15 protein-coding genes are annotated in these 16,970 nt (G+C 46.8%); 9 read left to right on the top strand and 6 right to left on the bottom strand.

What is annotated here, in order from left to right:
- Positions 1-185 precede the first annotated feature (185 nt).
- The 7 genes from hpaE (at position 186) to B067_RS0117225 (ending at position 8,042) form a co-directional block, all read left to right on the top strand.
- On the top strand, positions 186-1,703 hold the full coding sequence (gene hpaE / locus B067_RS0117255) for a 5-carboxymethyl-2-hydroxymuconate semialdehyde dehydrogenase (protein WP_019531344.1): 1,518 nt from the start codon (positions 186-188) through the stop codon (positions 1,701-1,703).
- A gap of 27 nt (positions 1,704-1,730) precedes the next feature.
- The gene (hpaD, locus tag B067_RS0117250) at positions 1,731-2,579 is read left to right on the top strand and encodes a 3,4-dihydroxyphenylacetate 2,3-dioxygenase (RefSeq protein WP_026244752.1); all 849 of its coding nucleotides are present in this window, start codon (positions 1,731-1,733) and stop codon (positions 2,577-2,579) included.
- Between the two features lie 18 nt (positions 2,580-2,597).
- Entirely contained in the window at positions 2,598-2,996 is a 399-nt protein-coding gene (locus B067_RS0117245; protein ID WP_019531342.1) for a 5-carboxymethyl-2-hydroxymuconate Delta-isomerase, read from the top strand.
- A 43-nt stretch (positions 2,997-3,039) separates the two neighbouring features.
- Positions 3,040-3,843 (top strand): 2-oxo-hept-4-ene-1,7-dioate hydratase, encoded by an 804-nt coding sequence (gene hpaH / locus B067_RS0117240; protein ID WP_019531341.1) that lies wholly within the window; start codon positions 3,040-3,042, stop codon positions 3,841-3,843.
- A 12-nt stretch (positions 3,844-3,855) separates the two neighbouring features.
- The gene (locus B067_RS0117235) at positions 3,856-4,653 is read left to right on the top strand and encodes an aldolase/citrate lyase family protein (RefSeq protein WP_019531340.1); all 798 of its coding nucleotides are present in this window, start codon (positions 3,856-3,858) and stop codon (positions 4,651-4,653) included.
- A gap of 8 nt (positions 4,654-4,661) precedes the next feature.
- On the top strand, positions 4,662-5,882 hold the full coding sequence (locus B067_RS0117230) for a multidrug effflux MFS transporter (RefSeq protein ID WP_019531339.1): 1,221 nt from the start codon (positions 4,662-4,664) through the stop codon (positions 5,880-5,882).
- 225 nt (positions 5,883-6,107) lie between these two features.
- Positions 6,108-8,042 (top strand): FAD-dependent monooxygenase, encoded by a 1,935-nt coding sequence (locus B067_RS0117225; protein WP_019531338.1) that lies wholly within the window; start codon positions 6,108-6,110, stop codon positions 8,040-8,042.
- 8 nt (positions 8,043-8,050) lie between these two features.
- On the opposite strand, the gene B067_RS0117220 is transcribed toward B067_RS0117225, so the two are convergent.
- On the bottom strand, positions 8,051-8,809 hold the full coding sequence (locus B067_RS0117220; RefSeq protein WP_019531337.1) for a helix-turn-helix transcriptional regulator: 759 nt from the start codon (positions 8,807-8,809) through the stop codon (positions 8,051-8,053).
- Between the two features lie 303 nt (positions 8,810-9,112).
- Between B067_RS0117220 and B067_RS22285 the strand changes: the two genes are divergently transcribed.
- On the top strand, positions 9,113-9,580 hold the full coding sequence (locus tag B067_RS22285) for an MsnO8 family LLM class oxidoreductase (protein ID WP_051083875.1): 468 nt from the start codon (positions 9,113-9,115) through the stop codon (positions 9,578-9,580).
- Positions 9,550-10,128 carry an LLM class flavin-dependent oxidoreductase gene (locus B067_RS22280; RefSeq protein WP_019531336.1) on the top strand — a complete coding sequence of 193 codons (579 nt, stop codon included), beginning with the start codon at positions 9,550-9,552 and terminating at the stop codon, positions 10,126-10,128. The genes B067_RS22285 and B067_RS22280 overlap by 31 nt, the downstream gene beginning before the upstream one ends.
- Before the next feature lie 221 nt (positions 10,129-10,349).
- Here B067_RS22280 and B067_RS0117210 read toward each other — a convergent pair whose 3' ends face one another.
- The 5 genes from B067_RS0117210 to B067_RS0117190 all read right to left on the bottom strand — a co-directional run bounded on the left by B067_RS0117210 (position 10,350) and on the right by B067_RS0117190 (position 16,940).
- Positions 10,350-11,933, bottom strand: a complete 1,584-nt coding sequence (locus B067_RS0117210) for a GMC family oxidoreductase (protein WP_019531335.1) — start codon at positions 11,931-11,933, stop codon at positions 10,350-10,352.
- A 6-nt stretch (positions 11,934-11,939) separates the two neighbouring features.
- A complete protein-coding gene (locus B067_RS0117205) occupies positions 11,940-12,494 on the bottom strand; it encodes a gluconate 2-dehydrogenase subunit 3 family protein (protein ID WP_026244751.1) in 555 nt (184 codons plus the stop codon).
- A 156-nt stretch (positions 12,495-12,650) separates the two neighbouring features.
- Positions 12,651-13,139, bottom strand: coding sequence for a flavin reductase family protein (locus B067_RS0117200; RefSeq protein WP_019531333.1), 489 nt, complete (start codon positions 13,137-13,139; stop codon positions 12,651-12,653).
- Entirely contained in the window at positions 13,140-14,228 is a 1,089-nt protein-coding gene (locus B067_RS0117195) for an LLM class flavin-dependent oxidoreductase (RefSeq protein ID WP_019531332.1), read from the bottom strand. It lies immediately after the preceding gene.
- A gap of 282 nt (positions 14,229-14,510) precedes the next feature.
- Positions 14,511-16,940 carry a TonB-dependent receptor gene (locus B067_RS0117190; RefSeq protein WP_019531331.1) on the bottom strand — a complete coding sequence of 810 codons (2,430 nt, stop codon included), beginning with the start codon at positions 16,938-16,940 and terminating at the stop codon, positions 14,511-14,513.
- Positions 16,941-16,970 lie beyond the last annotated feature (30 nt).

Raw genomic sequence — 16,970 nt, 5'->3', positions numbered from 1 at the left:
CTATGTCTTGGCCGCCTAGGCATTTAGCCCAGCCAGCACCCAAATTACTTAACATGTTATGCATAATAAACCAAAGACCTAGGATTTAAAAGACGAAACACCGATAAATAGTTTTACATCTCCCTAAGGTGCACCCTATAATACTTAACATGTTATGTACTTGAATCAGTGATACGGAGCCTCTCATGTCAATTTTCGATGAAAACACAGCCAATGCCGAAAAGTTTTTAGCGCGCTTTAAAGCCAACACCACTGGCCACCACATCAATGGCCAAGCTTATTTACCTGCTGACTCAAAGACTTATGTCAACGTCACGCCCTCGGATAACAGCTCTTTAGGTAATGTAGTAATAGGCACAGCAGCCGATGTTGACCACGCCTGTGAAGCCGCGGGAAAAGCCTTCCCCGCCTGGCGCGATATGCCCGGTGCCGAGCGCAAGAAGCTGCTCAATCACTTTGCCGACAAAATCGTTGAGCGTGCCGATGAGATTGCCCTGGTTGAATCTATGGATTGCGGCCAACCTATACGCTTCATGAAGCAAGCCGCCATACGCGGCGCAGCTAACTTCCGATTTTTTGCCGATAAAGCACCCGAAGCCCAAAACGGCCAGGCATTACACCAAGAAGAGCACACCAACTACACCATACGTTCGCCTATAGGCCCCGTGGGAATCATCACCCCTTGGAACACGCCCTTTATGCTGGCCACATGGAAGATAGCCCCCGCCCTAGCCTCTGGCTGCACCATAGTACACAAGCCCGCCGAGCTAACGCCCTTAACCGGCATGCTATTAGCCGAGATCGCTCGCGATGCAGGCATACCCGATGGTGTCTGGAATACCATTAATGGTTTTGGCGAAGTTGCTGGCAAACGCCTTACCGAACACCCTGCCATTAAGGCCATCGCACTCGTCGGCGAAGGCGCTACCGGCAGCCACATCATGCGCCAAGGCGCTGAAACCCTGAAGCGTGTACATTTTGAATTAGGCGGCAAAAACCCGGTTATCGTTTTTGATGACGCCGACTTTGATCGTGCCCTAGACGCTGTGGTGTTTATGATTTATAGCCTCAATGGCCAGCGCTGCACCTCCTCTAGCCGCCTACTAATACAAAGCGGCATTAAAGATAAATTTTTAGCAGCATTAGAAAAACGAGTTAAAAACCTGAAAGTAGGCCACCCATTAGACCCCGACACCGAAGTAGGCCCACTGGTGCATACCGAGCACTTCGAAAAAGTGATGAGTTATATGGACATTGCTAAAGAAGACGGCGCCACAGTTGCCGCTGGCGGCGAGCGCCGCACCGACTTAGGTGCAGGTAACTACGTAGCCCCCACCCTATTTACCCATGCCAATAACAGCATGCGTATCGCTCAAGAAGAAATCTTTGGCCCAGTGTTAACAGCCATACCCTTCGATACCGAAGAGCAAGCTATCCACATAGCCAATGACACCATCTATGGCTTATCCGGCTATATTTGGACCAATGACAGCGGCCGCGCCATGCGCATGGCCAGACATGTAGAAGCTGGCATGCTGTGGGTTAATTCCGAAAACAACCGCAACCTGCCCTCGCCCTTTGGCGGCGTCAAAATGTCGGGCATAGGTCGCGATGGTGGCGATTACAGCTTTGACTTTTACATGGAAACTAAAAACGTGTGCATCGCCCACGGCACCCACAAAGTCCCCGTCTTGGGCCGATAACAGCACAGTAATTAAGAGGAGAGAACAATGGGAGAGATTGCACTAGCGGCCAAGGTCACACATGTACCGTCCATGTATATTTCAGAGCTACCAGGTCCCCACCAGGGCTGTCGCGAGCAAGCCATAGAGGGTCACAGAGAATTGAGCCGTCGCGCCCGTGAATTAGGCGTCGATACTATCGTAGTCTTTGATGTGCACTGGTTGGTCAATGCCGGCTACCACATTAACTGCAACAGCGCGTTTAAAGGTATTTATACCAGTAATGAACTGCCACACTTTATTAAAGATATGGAGTACAGCTATTCCGGCAACCCCGAGCTAGGCCGTTTAATTGCCGAGTGCGCCAATGCCAAGGGGGTCAACACCCTTGCACATGAAGTAGACTCGCTAGAACTTGAATACGGCACCTTGGTGCCCTGTCGTTATATGAATAGCGACTCACACTTTAATGTTATCTCCATCGCCGGCTGGTGTGCTTGGCACAGCCACGAAGATTCCAGACGTTTTGGCGAAGCGGTAAAAGAAGCGATAGAAAAAAGCGGCAGTAAAGTGATGGTCTTGGCCAGTGGCTCCTTGTCGCACCGCTTTAACGATAACGGCTCTGACAAAGAAAGCATGTTTGACATTAGCAATGAGTTTTACCGCCAAGTTGATTTACATGTTTTAAAGTTATGGCAGCAAGGCCAATGGAAAATCTTTACCGACATGCTGGGCACCTATAATGAAACCTGTCACGGTGAAGGCGGCATGCACGACACCGCCATGTTACTAGGCATGTTGGGCTGGGATAAATACCAAGGCAAAGTCGAAATTTTAGGTGAGTATTTTGCCAGTTCAGGTACCGGCCAAGTTAATGCGGTATTTCCCTTAAGCTAAACTATCGCAGGAGAGCACATGCCACACTTTATACTTGAGCATTCAACAAATATTGATGATGAACTACTGGCATTGGATCAGCTGTTTGAAAAATTACACAACGCCGCGCTAGCCACCAAGTTATACCCGCTGGCAGGCATACGCAGCCGCGCACACCGTTGTGACAATTTTAGGGTAGCCAATGGCAACCCTAACTATGCCTTTCTACACTTACAAGTGAAGATAGGCGCTGGCCGTAGTGATGAAGAAAAACAGTCTTCAGCACAGGCTTTTTTTAAGGTACTGAGCGAACACTTAGCGCCTATACAGCAACAGCAGGGCCTGGGCATTTCCTTTGAATTGAACGAATTGCCCGAGGTCCTGAAATACAATTTAAATAACTTGCGTGAGTACCTATCCCTAGAGTCAGGCCAATAGTTAAAACAAGAGTTAGACCAAAAGTCAGAACAAGAGAAATTACATGCTAAACGAAACTGATATCCAAAAAGCTGCCGATGACCTGTATCAAGCTGAAGTTAATCGTAAGCAAATAGACCCTATCACCTTGACTCACCCTAAGATGACTATGGATGACGCCTACGCCATTCAAAAAAAATGGGTAGATAAAAAAGTGGCCGACGGCCGTCGCATAGTGGGCTATAAAATTGGCCTAACCTCGCGCGCCATGCAAGACGCCATGAAAATTAACGAGCCCGACTACGGTGTGTTATTAGACGACATGGTTTTTCCCGATGGCGTCGATATCGATGTCTCACAATTTTGCGACCCGCGCATAGAAGTCGAATTAGCCTTTGTATTAAAAGATAGATTAGAAGGTGAAAACGTCACTATTTTTGACGTACTCAATGCCACCGATTATGTGGTGCCTGCGCTGGAAATTATTGCCGCCCGCAGCCACCGGGTACACCCAGAAAGCGGCTATACCCGCACAGTGTTAGATACTATCTCTGATAACGCCGCCAATGCCGGCATTATCATGGGTGGCCGCCCCATTAAACCCAACGACATGGATTTACGCTGGTGCGGTGCGTTATTTTACCTAAACGGTGTATTGGAAGAGACCGGCCTAGCCGCTGGCGTACTCAACCACCCGGCCAATGGTATTTGTTGGGTAGCTAAACGGTTTGCCCCACACGGTATAGCACTGGAACCCGGCCAAGTTATTTTATCGGGCTCGTTTACTAGGCCCATCGCTGTTAAAGCCGGTGACACGGTACACGCCGACTACGGCCCACTCGGTGGCATTGCCTGCCGTTTTGTTTAAGAGAGCGTTGCTATGAATTTACCCATCAATCAATTCAAACGAAAACTCGCCAGCGGCAAGCCCCAGTTCGGTTTGTGGCTAGGCCTGCCCGATAGCATCTGCGCCGAAATTGGCGCAGGCGCAGGTTTTGACTGGGTATTGATAGACGCCGAGCATGCGCCCTATAGCCTTCGTGATATACAAAATCACCTCTCGGCTATTGAGCCCTATAAAGTGCCCGCCATTGTTAGGCCCGCCGAAGGTCGCACCGCCGTGTTAAAACAGTTGCTAGATGTAGGCGCGCAAACTTTACTCATCCCCATGGTAGATACCGCCGAACAAGCTAGGCAATTGGTGCAGGATGTACGCTACCCGCCTCAAGGCATACGCGGCTTGGGTACTTCTATGGCCAGAGCTGCGCGCTGGAACCGCGTCGATGATTACCTTAATCAGGCCAATAAAGAAATCTGCTTAATAGTACAAGCCGAAACCACAACGGCCATGCAAAACCTGGCCGAGATTGTTGCGGTTGATGGCGTTGATGCCGTTTTTATCGGCCCTTCTGACCTATCAGCCTCTATGGGCCATATAGGCAACCCCGGCCACCCCGATGTCGTTAAAGCGATAGAAGAGGGTTTTAAAACGATACTGGCAGCGGGTAAAGCGGCGGGCGTGCTAGCCGTCGATGAAGCCTTAGCTAAAGCCTATGTGAAAAAAGGGGCCAGCTTTGTTGGCGTAGGTGTGGATGCAGCCTTATTAAGCAGTGCCACCCGTCAATTAGCTAATCGCTTTATCGAGTCCGATAACGACACGCCACTTGCCGGTTATTAAACACTGTAATGCCGCAAGCAACGAACAGCACCGCACTCAATAGCCTGTCTTTTGGTTTCATTATTCTGCTAGGTGCCTTATCGGCCCTAGCGGCTATTTCTACCGATATTTATTTACCCGCCACTGCTAGCATGGCGGAGTCGTTGAATGCCAAACAAGAGCAGGTGCAATTAACCCTAGGCATTTTCTTTTTAGGCTATGGTTTTGGCCAGCTCTTTTTTGGGCCACTCTCCGACAGCCTAGGCAGGCGCCCGGTTTTACTGGCCGGTTTATATATTTATACCGCCTCCAGCTTACTGTGCGCGCTTAGCACGGATATAGACTTTCTTATTTTTAACCGCCTACTACAAGCACTGGGGGGCTGCGCCGCCGCCGTAACCTCACGGGCGATTATCCGCGATTGCACCCAAGGCGCAGAAACCGCTAAAGCCCTAGCAGGGGTAATGAGTGTCATCCAAGTGGGGCCATTAATTGCCCCCACCATAGGCGGCTTAATATTGTATTTTGGGCCGTGGCCAGCCACTTTTTATACTTTATCGATCTATGGTTTAATTTGTATAGTTGCCGCCCATTTATGGATTAAAGAAAGCCACCCCAAACAAAAACGCCAGAGCCTACACCCGTTTAATATTGCTAAGGGCTATCTGGAAACTTTTTTAAACAAATACGTTATGTTGTTATTATTTGCCGAAATTTCGGCATCAATTTCTTTACTAACGTTTGTTACTGGCTCGGCGCTTATCTTTAGCCAATACTACGCACTCAGCGCGCAACACTATGGCCTGCTATTTTCATTAATGGCCAGCGGCATTTTAGCCGGGTCGTGGTTAAGCAAACACTATGTGGCCAAAATAGGCACCCATATCATTATTGTTAGCGGCCTAGTTATAGCCCTCTGCAGCAGCAGCCTATTGTTGTATCTCACCCGCTACAACCCCGAAAATTTACCGGCTATCGTCATCACCCTATGGTTTTGTTTGCTGCCCTGCGGTGCTATACGCCCCAACTATGTGGCATTGGGTTTACAGTACTTACCCAACCGCACAGGCACATTGTCGGCCTTGTTTGGCGCTTTTAGTTTGGGCATGGGGGGAGTTACTGCTATTGTTATTGGTGGCTTTGCCCATTACACACCGCTGATTATGGCCATTATGATAGCGTTGGGCTTTGCCTCATCAACCGCCTTTTACCTGCTGTGGCGTGTGGTAGACAACCCATCACAGCCATAAAAAAACGCCAGTTACAGCTGTTAGCAATTCAACAAGGAAAAGCACAAAATGATCACCGATTACCTGATAACAACATACTTGGCCACCTAAACACTAGCCAAGCATGTACTAGAGCGTCCCCTTTTTTGGGTGACAGAGTTTCTTGATAACTCATATATGCTTTTATGCTACACATACGAGCGGCAGTTAAGAAAATAAATTCACGCTAGTTAAGAGGATTATGTAATGCAATATCATCTCAATGGTTTTAAACCTGGCAACTATCAGATCCCAGATGCAGCTAGAGAACCCGCTGCTACGCCACCTATAGTTGACTTACCAAAAGAGGTAGATGTGTTAATTGTCGGCTGTGGCCCTGCAGGTCTAGCGCTGGCAAGGCAGCTATCAGAGTTTCCTGACATTAAAACCTGTATCGCTGACCTAAAGCCCGGCCCTCTTATGTTTGGACAAGCTGATGGAATATCCTGCCGCACAATGGAAATCATGGAAGGATTTAACAGCAGCGAAATGCTTGTTAAAGAAGCTTATCAGTTAAGACAGGGTGCATTCTGGGAACCTGACAGCGAACAGCCTGACAACATTAAGCGTACACACAAATCGCCAGACGCAAGAATTGGCCTCTCTGAATTCGCCCATGGTATTGTTAACCAGGCACGACTACACGAGCTATTACTCGAAGGCATGCAAAATTCAGTAACTCATTTAGTGCCCCATTACAGCCGCCGATTACTTAAGCTAGATATTGATCCTAAGCTTACCCAAAATCTAAATGCACATCCTATCACTGCAACTTTTGAGCTAAATGATGATTCCCAATCACCTAAAGTCGAAACTGTGCGCGCTAAGTATGTTGTTGGCTGTGACGGCGCCAGAAGCTCTGTACGAAAAAATCTCGATATAACCTTGCAAGGTGATTCGGCCAATAAAGCTTGGGGGGTTATGGATGTTTTACCCGTCACAGACTTTCCCGACATTAGAATCAAGAGTTTTATTCAATCAAAAGAAAGTGGCGCGGTAATGCTTATACCCCGCGAAGGCGGTTATTTAGTTCGGCTCTATGTTGAGCTTGATCTATTAGGTAAAGACCAACGAGCGTCCCACCTAGACCTTAAAGTCGAAGACGTAATAGCAAAAGCGCAAAAAATTATGCACCCTTATAAACTAGACGTTAAAGAAGTCGCCTGGTGGTCCATCTATGAAGTTGGGCAACGCGTGGCCGACAGATTTGATGACACACCTGCCGACAATAACGAAAACATTATTCCACGCGCATTTGTTGCTGGTGACGCCTGCCATACACACAGCCCTAAAGGCGGCTGGGGCTTGAACACGTCACTGCCAGACACCTTTAATCTAGGCTGGAAGTTAGCTTCTGTTTTATTGGGTAAATGCCAGCCGAAATTGCTGCAGACCTACTGTTCAGAACGGCGCAAAGTAGCCTTAAAGTTAATTGATGCCGATAAACAATTATCAAGATTAGTGGCTACTAACCCTACGTCAGAAGAAGGTGTAAACCAAGTTAAAACAAACACAGCTGATATCGAAAAATTCATGGCCAGACAAAGTGGTTTTATAGCGGGCACATCTATCCAATATAACCCTTCATATATCTGTACCGGTGAAGAGAATCAGAATTTAGCTAGCGGCTTTATTATAGGTCAACGATTCCATTCAGCCGAAGCTATACGAGTGGCAGATGATAGGCGACTACATTTAGGGCACCTGAATAAAGCTGATGGCCGCTGGCGCATTTTTATTTTTGGTAACGTACAAAGCCCAATAGAAAGTTCTTCAGATGCATGCAAACTTGTTGAGTTTTTAGCAAACTCTAAATCTTCACCCGTTAAGAAGTACACACCCGGCACCGCGGACATTGATTCCGTAATTGATTGCTATGCTGTATTTCAGCAACAAGATCTATCAATTGAAGACATGCCTGACTTTTTATGGCCGGCCAAAGGTAAATACGGATTAAGAGATTACGAAAAAGTATTTTATGCCGAAAAAGACAACGACATTTTTGAGCAACGTAATATAGATCGCTCTCGCGGATGCATGGTTGTAGTAAGACCTGATCAACATATCGCCAATATCTTACCGCTTAATGCACATGAGGAGTTAACTGCGTTCTTCGATGAATTTATGATTCAGCAAAACTAACAAAAACGCTAGTTTTTACGGCATAAATCGAACAAGGAAGTTCGGCTTGTTATGCCCAATTTTGCGTATGCTCTTTTTTTATAGGTGATTGCACTACTTGTTGCAATACCAATTTCAGCGCTAACGGCGTCCATTTTTTGACCATGAAGAATACCTTGGCAAACTTCTCGCTCACGATCTGAAAGAATAGCCAACGGGCCTTCATCACTTAATGACTTATTGAGCCTATAATGCTGAGAAAGAATAGAGGCAAATAATTTAGCCTCTGAACCGCCTACAAATAGTTGTTGATCAACAAAAGATACTCTACCTTTACCGCGGTAAAAATTGATATAGTATTTTCCGATATTAACAGCCGTTAAAATACTAACCTTATCAATTAAATGGGGATAGCTAAAAAAGTGTTTACGATAACTATAATCCATCTCCTTCTCCGTATCTTTTAGGTGAATTACTTTAGTATCACCTATAGCTAAAGACTCAAGAATAGAAAAATTTGGATCGGAATTATAGCCATCACCGACATAGTTACTGGCTAACGACTTAGCTACAACATCATCCATAAAGTTTCGAGAAAGCAAACACTCCATACCAGACGAGGGATCAAGAAAAAAAATAGTGCATTGATCGACCTCGAATATATTATAAATCATCTCAAAAAAAGGATCGAAAAACTGCCTAGTCCCTAAATGTTCTATACAGCGAGCAGTATAATCTAGCAAGTCGCTAGATAGCTTACCGGGTTTATTTGACAGAATGTCATCCAAAGCAAATACCTTTTTTTAGTCTCATAGCTATCATTATCAGCAGCCGTTTTATACTATCCCTTATAATCAGCCGCGAATAAAACGCCTACAAAAAGTACAAGCTTTTACTGAATTTGTCTATGATTTTCCAGCTATCAGCACAGCACATGATTAAGAAGTTTATCGTACCTAGCAAAATCGACAAATGATATCGTTGGTTAACTCAATAACTCTAGCACAAGCATTATTACAAAACGGTGCTGTTTTTTTATGGCATAATTCACCCTACTATTAACTATTAACCCAGCTGCCACTCTACGATTTATGCCCTTACTTATTAGCGTTACCGACCAAGCCCCTATACATGCCAACTCCAGTTCTGCGGAATCGCCACTGCTGTCCGTTAAGTTAGCGCAGGCTTGCGAACGTTGGGGCTACCATCGTTATTGGATGGCAGAGCACCATAACTCCGGTATTTTTGCCTGCCCCTGCCCCGAAATACTCATAGGCCATATCGCCAGCCAAACAGAACGCATTAAAGTAGGCAGCGGCGGTGTAATGCTTTCCCATTACAGCCCCTATAAAGTTGCCGAACAGTTTCGCATGTTGGCCCTGCTCTACCCCGATAGAGTTGACCTAGGCATAGGCAGAGCCCCCGGCGGCGATGTGCTCGCCAGGCACTGGCATACCCACATCAGCCCTCCCATAGCCAAGCCTATGCGCAACAGGCAGAAGATTTACAACACTTTTTGCATGGCAGCATGCCGGCTGATCACCCCTATGCCAGCTTAAAACTTACCCCCGAAGGCGACATCAACCCCAACCTATGGATGCTGGGCTCAGGTAGTGGCTCCTGCCAATTTGCTGGGGAGTTAGGCATGGGATTTGTGCTGGCACAGTTTATTGATAGTAGAACCCCCGCCGACAAAATCTTTCAGGCCTATCGCGCCGCGTATGCTGGCGCTGGCCACACCGGCCCCGCCAAAACCATGCTGGCCTTAGCGGTAGTGTGCGCCGACAGTACTGAGGAGGCTCAGCAGATCGCTTCCATACGCGCCTATGCCAAGGTGTTAGCCCATATGCACAATATGCGTGATGGCTTACCCTCGCCACAACAAACTATGGATGCGATCGCTAAGATGTCCCACAGCGAAAAAGATTATTTTGACCAATGCCTAGCGGACATCATCGCCGGCACGGGCGCTGAATGCCGACAACGCATAGAAACGCTGGTCGCCAACTGCCAGGCCGATGAGGTATCGGTGGTTAATGTTACCCATACTTTTGAGCAAAGGCTGCGCAGCTATGAGTTACTGGCGCAAGCCTTCGAGATGTTTTAAAAAACCTTCTCGGCTAGCCTCCCAACAGCTAGCAAGGTTTCCCCATAGTACTCGCACACGTTTTGCGTACCCATTATAAAAATAGAAATCCTATTTCAGGCTCTTACCGCACATTGCTAAACAACGCATCAACATCAAACTAAAAAAGAAAGCCGCGTCGCTTACTGGCGAAGGGAATCCTAATTCATATAGGTAATCTCTTATGACTAATGAGCTACGCCTTAAACAATGCCTTCCCATTCACGCAACATATACTCCACCGCTTGCAAACCTAGTGCATGTAAACTAAACGTTGGATTAACCGCGCCGCTAGAGGGGAATAAGCCCGTGCCCGCAATAAATAAATTGGCGATATCATGGCATTGACCATAACGGTTAGTCACTGAATTATCTCTAGCTGTGCCCATAATAGTCCCCCCCATTATATGCATGGCTACCCTAGGCCCAGTCCATATTTGCTCGGCATCCGCCGCCTTAAAAATTGTTTTGCCCTCGGCCACAGCATGCTGGCACATCGCCTCTGTTTCCGGCTGAATATTATGTATGGCTCTGGCTAGTGGCACACCATACTTATCTTTTTGCTGACTCAAGACCACTCTGTTTTCAGCGAGCGGTAAATCTTCGCCAACAAAAACCATAGTTCCCATATGCTCAGCGGCTTGTTTCATAAAGGCATCCAGTTTCGGACCGTAAATATCAGGGCGAGTATTGGCTATCCCCAACAAACCATTAGGTTTGAGTGCGTTAGCGATTAACCATTGATACCCTCCAAACGCGCCCTCTCGTGCACGCTTATCATCATAGCTATCCTGATTAATTAACTGCCCCCCGGTAGCACCTAAATAAGGTTGCGTAGGCTGCTTGAATAAACCATAAATACTCGTTGCAGGGTGCGTCATTAAATATTTTCCAACCAGACCGCTTGAATTAGCTAAACCATCTGGGTGCGCCTGATTAGCAGAAGCCAATAACAACCGCGGGTTCTGTACCGCAAAAGCCGCCAATACAACAACATCTGCCATCTGCACATGCTGTTTACCGGTTTCGTCACAATACTCAACCCCTGTCACTTTATCGCCTTTTTTGCTAGTTAAAAGGCGGGTGACCGTAGCATGATTAATAATTGTGGCTTTCGCGGCTTTCGCTTGTGGTAGGTAAACTGTTTGAGCGTTGGCCAAAGCACCCGTTGGGCAACCAGCATCACACCAACCATCATAAACACAAGAGCTACGGTTTTTGTAGGGCCGACTATTAATCGCTAGGGGAATAGGCGCAGTAGTGCGCCCCAACGCGGCGAAGCCTTTGGCAATAATTTCACCCTGGTTAAAAACAGGCAGGCCAGGCATGGGGTACGGCGCTCCTGCTGGCCGCCATTTTTCCAACTTTTCGTCACCGCTAATCCCCACTTCACTTTGAATTTGATCATAAGCGGGGCGTAAATCTTCATAGTCAATTGGCCAATCATTACCTTTGCCATAAAGGCTCTTAAGCTTAAAATCATTGGCATGTAATCGAGGCCAAACAGCGTAATGATGCATGCTACTACCGCCGGTTCCCCAACCTGTATTAAAGCTATGCCCCACTTTTAAATTACCCTCTTCTTCAACCTGTGCCCCACCCCATTTAAGGCGACGAGCCCACAACTGCGAACTAACCAAATCATTATTGCTACGCTCAGGACCCGCTTCAAGCATCAACACCTGCTTGCCCGCCTGCGCTGCCTTGGCGGCAAAAACACTGGCCGCCGCGCCGGAACCGACAATAAGCAAGTCAACTTTTTCCAAACTATTAATCGCTGTATTCATTATCAATTACCAAGGCTGTTCAGGAAGAATATGCGGCATATAAGGGATATCCAAACGATCAAACCCCTCTTGCGTACCGTAGACAACATCAGCAGCATCAGACCGCAATACAAAAAAGAAAAAACTGGCAGGTGGGCCCGACCAGTTGTTAACGTTCCCTTCAGCCATGTCGTCAATTATTGGAGATAACTCCGTTATATTAAGCGCTGCTATGTTTTTTTTATGTCTTGCCTGAGCCTGTTCCTCGGAACTTCGTAAACCATTGGTATAAAACCCAAGATAAGGCGCTGGCACACCTAAGTAACGAATCATCAACAAACTACTATCAACATCAGCATTCAGCTGGCTATCAATAAAATGCCGAATTCCAGCAACTCTGGCCCCCGGCACAATCGCCTCAGCCAAGACTTCTAAAATGGTAGCCTCTGACTCACTTAGTATCTGCAAAGGAATACTGAGTGCATACGCCTGCCGAGGAGATAACAGCAAGGTTTTTGCACCAACAACAAATGACAAGGCCAAGGTTGAAGATTTTAAAAAATTACGACGCGTTGTATTCATAACAAAGTTTCAATCGCCATCAAAAAAATAAAACGAAGGCTTTAGCTGATAACAGCTTCGTTAATATTGGTTAATAAACAAGCACCCTTTACGTTAATGGAATATAGTGAATCCATATTCTCATAATTTATCAGGCACTCCCCCAACAAGCCGACACTAGTTCAGAGTTTGAAACGCCCCGTTCCAATAAATCAATGCCCCTGCATCCGGCGTTTCTTTGATTGCCCGAACCCGAGCAATCACAATGGAATGGGTATCTCTATCAATTATTTCGTCGACCTCACAATCAAAAGCTGCCGGGGCACCCTTCAACAATACCGCTCCGGTGACCGCAGTTTCCCACTCGGCTCCCTCATAACGATCAGTGCCTTTGACGCCACCAAATCCTGCAAATTGTTCAGCCACACGTTGATGGCCAGCTCCAAGCGACGACCAGCCAAACCGACCGTATTGTTTAAGCAACGGCCAGCTTGACGAGCTCCGGCTCACACAAACCAGCAGCAAAGGCGGGTCAGCACTGAGTGAAATGGCCGACGTCACAATTAAGCCTGACCTGTCCTGCCCCTCACCTACCGTGATAACCGAACAATTACCTACCAACGCACGCATCGCACCGGTAAAGTCCTCGGCGGATGGGCTGGCCATTTATCTAATCCCCGCGTCTGCCAAAAGCGGCAGTACCTGGTCACGGAAGTATGGGAATTCCTCAACATAATCAACAAAGGACAGTGTGGTGCCGGCAAAGCCAGTTTCATGCAACGTGATAATGCCATCCGCAACTTGGCGCGGTGTGCCAACCAGCGGAAACCCACCGTGGCCCATAGCAAAGAGGTTCTTGATCTGCGCCAGTAAATCATGTGGGAAGCTTTGCGCATGGGCAAATTGCAAGTTCACTAGATTATCGACGGCCTCCCAATCAGCTAGGTCCCCCATCAAGCGATCCCGCAGCGCGGTTGCCTCTGCTTCTGTCTCGCGGCAAATCACATGACTAAAGGTTAGAACCCCAACATCACGTTTCTTGGTGGCGGCCAGTGCCTTCAATTCTTTGATCTCTCCCACAGAACGGCTTAGATCAATGGCTGGCGTGAACAGGTAGTCAGCGTTATCCGTCGCAAAGGCACGCCCAATCTCGGACCCCGCCGCATTAAGAATCGGCGGCCTGCTACCTACTGGTTTAGGGTTACCCACAACATGTTTGAGCTTGAAATATTTACCATCCCAGTCGAAATACTCTTCTGACGTCCATAGTTTTTCGACGATATCAAACCACTCTTGCGAATAACCATAGCGTGTTTCGTGATCGTCCGGCAGCGTCAGCCCCAGCGCTTCATATTCAGGCTTATTCCAGCCAGCCACGATGTTCAGTCCCGAACGTCCCTGCCCGATATGATCCATGGTCGCAATCTGCTTAGCCACCACCACCGGGTGGTTAGCCGCCGTGTGTACGGTTCCAAAAACGGTTATATTTTTGGTCGAGGCCAGCAGCGCCGTGGCCCATGTAATAGTTTCAAGCACATCGTTGTGAAAGTCTGTCTCGCCGCCGTAACCAATCCAGCGTGCAATGGGCAGCATAAAATCAATACCGGCGTCATCCAGCATTTTTCCCAGTTTGAGGTTATTTTCCCAACTATTTACCCAGCGATCAGGTGATTTTGTCACCGTCATCCCAGATGAACAATTCGACGAAAATGTGCCCAGCTTAAACCCGGCTTTTTGTTTCATGAGGTTGGTCATTGTTATCGCCTTTGTAGAGTGATTTTTTAAAATTATTAAAAACTCTTATCAAAATATTGCTTACATCAACGGCTGATCATGAGGAACTCGCAAATCAAGTGTTTCTCGATTTCTTACCAAACTAGACGATAACAGCAAGGTTTTTTACACCAATAAATGGCAATGCCAAACGTAAAGGCTTCAAAAAATTGCGGCGAGTGGTATTCATAACGAAGCGTCAATGCTTATAAATAAATTAAAACGAAGGTGTTAGTCGATAACACCTTCGTTAAACTAGGACAATTAAAAAGAGTATTTCACATTAACAGCATATAAACGGGGGGCTCGGTAAGAGACTTCGTTACAACCACACAATGTCGCCAGATCAAATCCTTGAAGACCTGCACGCTCATCAGTGATGTTTTTAACCGACAATGCTAGTTCCCACTTTTCTTCAACAGATAACCAGCTAACACGCGCATTCGACATCACATAACTATCGAATTTGTCAGCATCAAAGTTACGCAAATTATAATAGTACTCATCGGAGTAGCTCACATCGGCTTGAACAGCCATAGTGCCGCCGGAAAAAGATTCCCACTCATAACGAATCAAACCTGTCGCTTGAAACTCTGGCGCATAGGTAGGATCAACATCCCGTGGTGGCAGCGGCGAACCGCTTCGCAAAGGAATATCTTTAACCGTTGCATCAAACCAACTCGCACTGAACATAAGATCTAAGCCGTCCATAGGGTTAGATTGCAGCTCGACTTCAATACCATAATTTTCTGCATCGGCATTGACAACCACACCACCAACACCGACAAACAAAAAGGCTTGATAGTCACTATAATCATAGTAAAAAGCGTTTACATTGAAGCGAGTTCGGCCGTCATGGAACGTCGTCTTAAGCCCCATCTCATAGGAAATCAAAACTTCTTCATCATAAGGAAGCGCGTCAACACCACCCGAACCCAAAAATGCCCCCAACAACGGTGCATTAAAACTACCCGATTTCACACCACGATTAACGCCGGCATACATCAGAGTGTCATCGTTAAGCCGGTAATCTAACTGTATCTTCCCTGCCCACAAAGTATCTGACTTATCGGCTTTTTCATGGAAAGGGGACCCCGCTCCAAGCGGATTATTAAGAAGTTCACCTTGATTAACACTGAAGTTACTAAAGGAGGAAAATACACCAATATCCACTTCGAAGTCTTTTTCCTCCTGAATAACCCGCAAACCGGTAATCAGAGTAAAGTCCTCAGCAAAGTCATATTCATAGTGGCCAAATACGCTGTAAGAATTGGTCTCAAGGTCAGCAACGACACCAATATCAATTGGCGCATTGGGTGCCGCACCCAAAATACTATTTGCAGATCCCTTTAATCCGTTATCTGAGTGGTTATCAATATTCAGGAAGAAAAATCCTGCCACCCAACGGCTGTTCTCAGTACCGCCGTTGAGGCGGAACTCTTGGGTGAAGCTGCTAGCATCGACACCCGCATAATTTGCAAGCTGATTGACGGGGGCAGCATCAACATCAATAAAAAGTAATTTATCGTATTCTTTATAATCGGTAATGGAGGTGAAGGTAACATCATCATTAAGCGCCCATTGCACATTGGCATTAAGCCCCCAGGTATCTGTCGACCCTTGATCTTTAAATGCAAAATCACCAGAGAAGGTAAAGTCGTCGCCATCAGGATCTAAATAACCAAAAAAATCACCGCCGGGAGTTGAACGCCCGCCCAAACCAATACCCCCACCGGGCAAAGACTGGCTACCATCGAACGTATTCGCGCCACCATCCCCATTACCTTGAATACTCAATCGAGTTTCATCGGGCGGGGTATCAATGACATTAACAATCTCACCATTAGCATCAAGTACCGCAATGGTGGATTTTGCTTGGAAAGGCCCGGTGCCTACTTCAGACGACGCATAATTGGCTGACAGACTAATATCTAAGGTATCGGTAGGCTTAAAAGCAAGGCTTATACGTGCAGCTTCTGTATCGTCATCACCAAGATCAGCGCCGGCACCCTCACCCGGAGAAGGATTAAAAGCGTCACTTTCTGAATAAAGGTTTTTTAAATACCCATCCTGCAAATTTTTACGAATGGCTACCCTGCCCGCAACAGTATCTGTTATCGGCCCACCAACAGCCGCCTCCAAGGTATAAACATTGGCATTAGCTGGCGTATCGTATTCCCCGATAGTGATATCTATAAAACCTTCTACCACATCAAAATTAGGTTTGTTGGAAATATAATGGGCAAGACCACCCGTAGCATTACGCCCAAATAATGTCCCCTGCGGGCCCTTGAGTATTTCTACCCGCTGGATATCAAAAACCGAAAAGGATTGTGCTTGAGCTATCGCCAAATAGCCTTCATCAAGGTAAACCGCATTAGGCGCCTCAACAATATCGTTAAAATCGTTTTGTGTAACACCCCGGATTGAAAACTGGGTATTTTGACCTGCGAGGTTACCACTGATATGAACACCCGGTGTAAACGCCGCCACATCAAAGCTCTGGGTAACCCCCATCGCCTTCATTTGATCACCGGTAAACGCCGTCACAGAAATACCAACGTCCTGCATATTCTGCTCACGTTTTTGAGCAGTAATAATTACCTCTTCAAGAATAGTAGCCGAGAGTACAACAGGGCTAACCAGACCCGTTGTTATTGCAACAATACAACTAGTAAGTGCTTTTTTATTCATTGTTATAAGTCCTTATTATTGTTAATTAGT

It is taken from the genome of Dasania marina DSM 21967 (genome assembly GCF_000373485.1).
In the GTDB taxonomy this organism is placed as follows: domain Bacteria; phylum Pseudomonadota; class Gammaproteobacteria; order Pseudomonadales; family Dasaniaceae; genus Dasania; species Dasania marina.
Note: the sequence above shows the minus strand (reverse complement) of the source record. Positions and strands in the feature narration are given on the sequence as shown.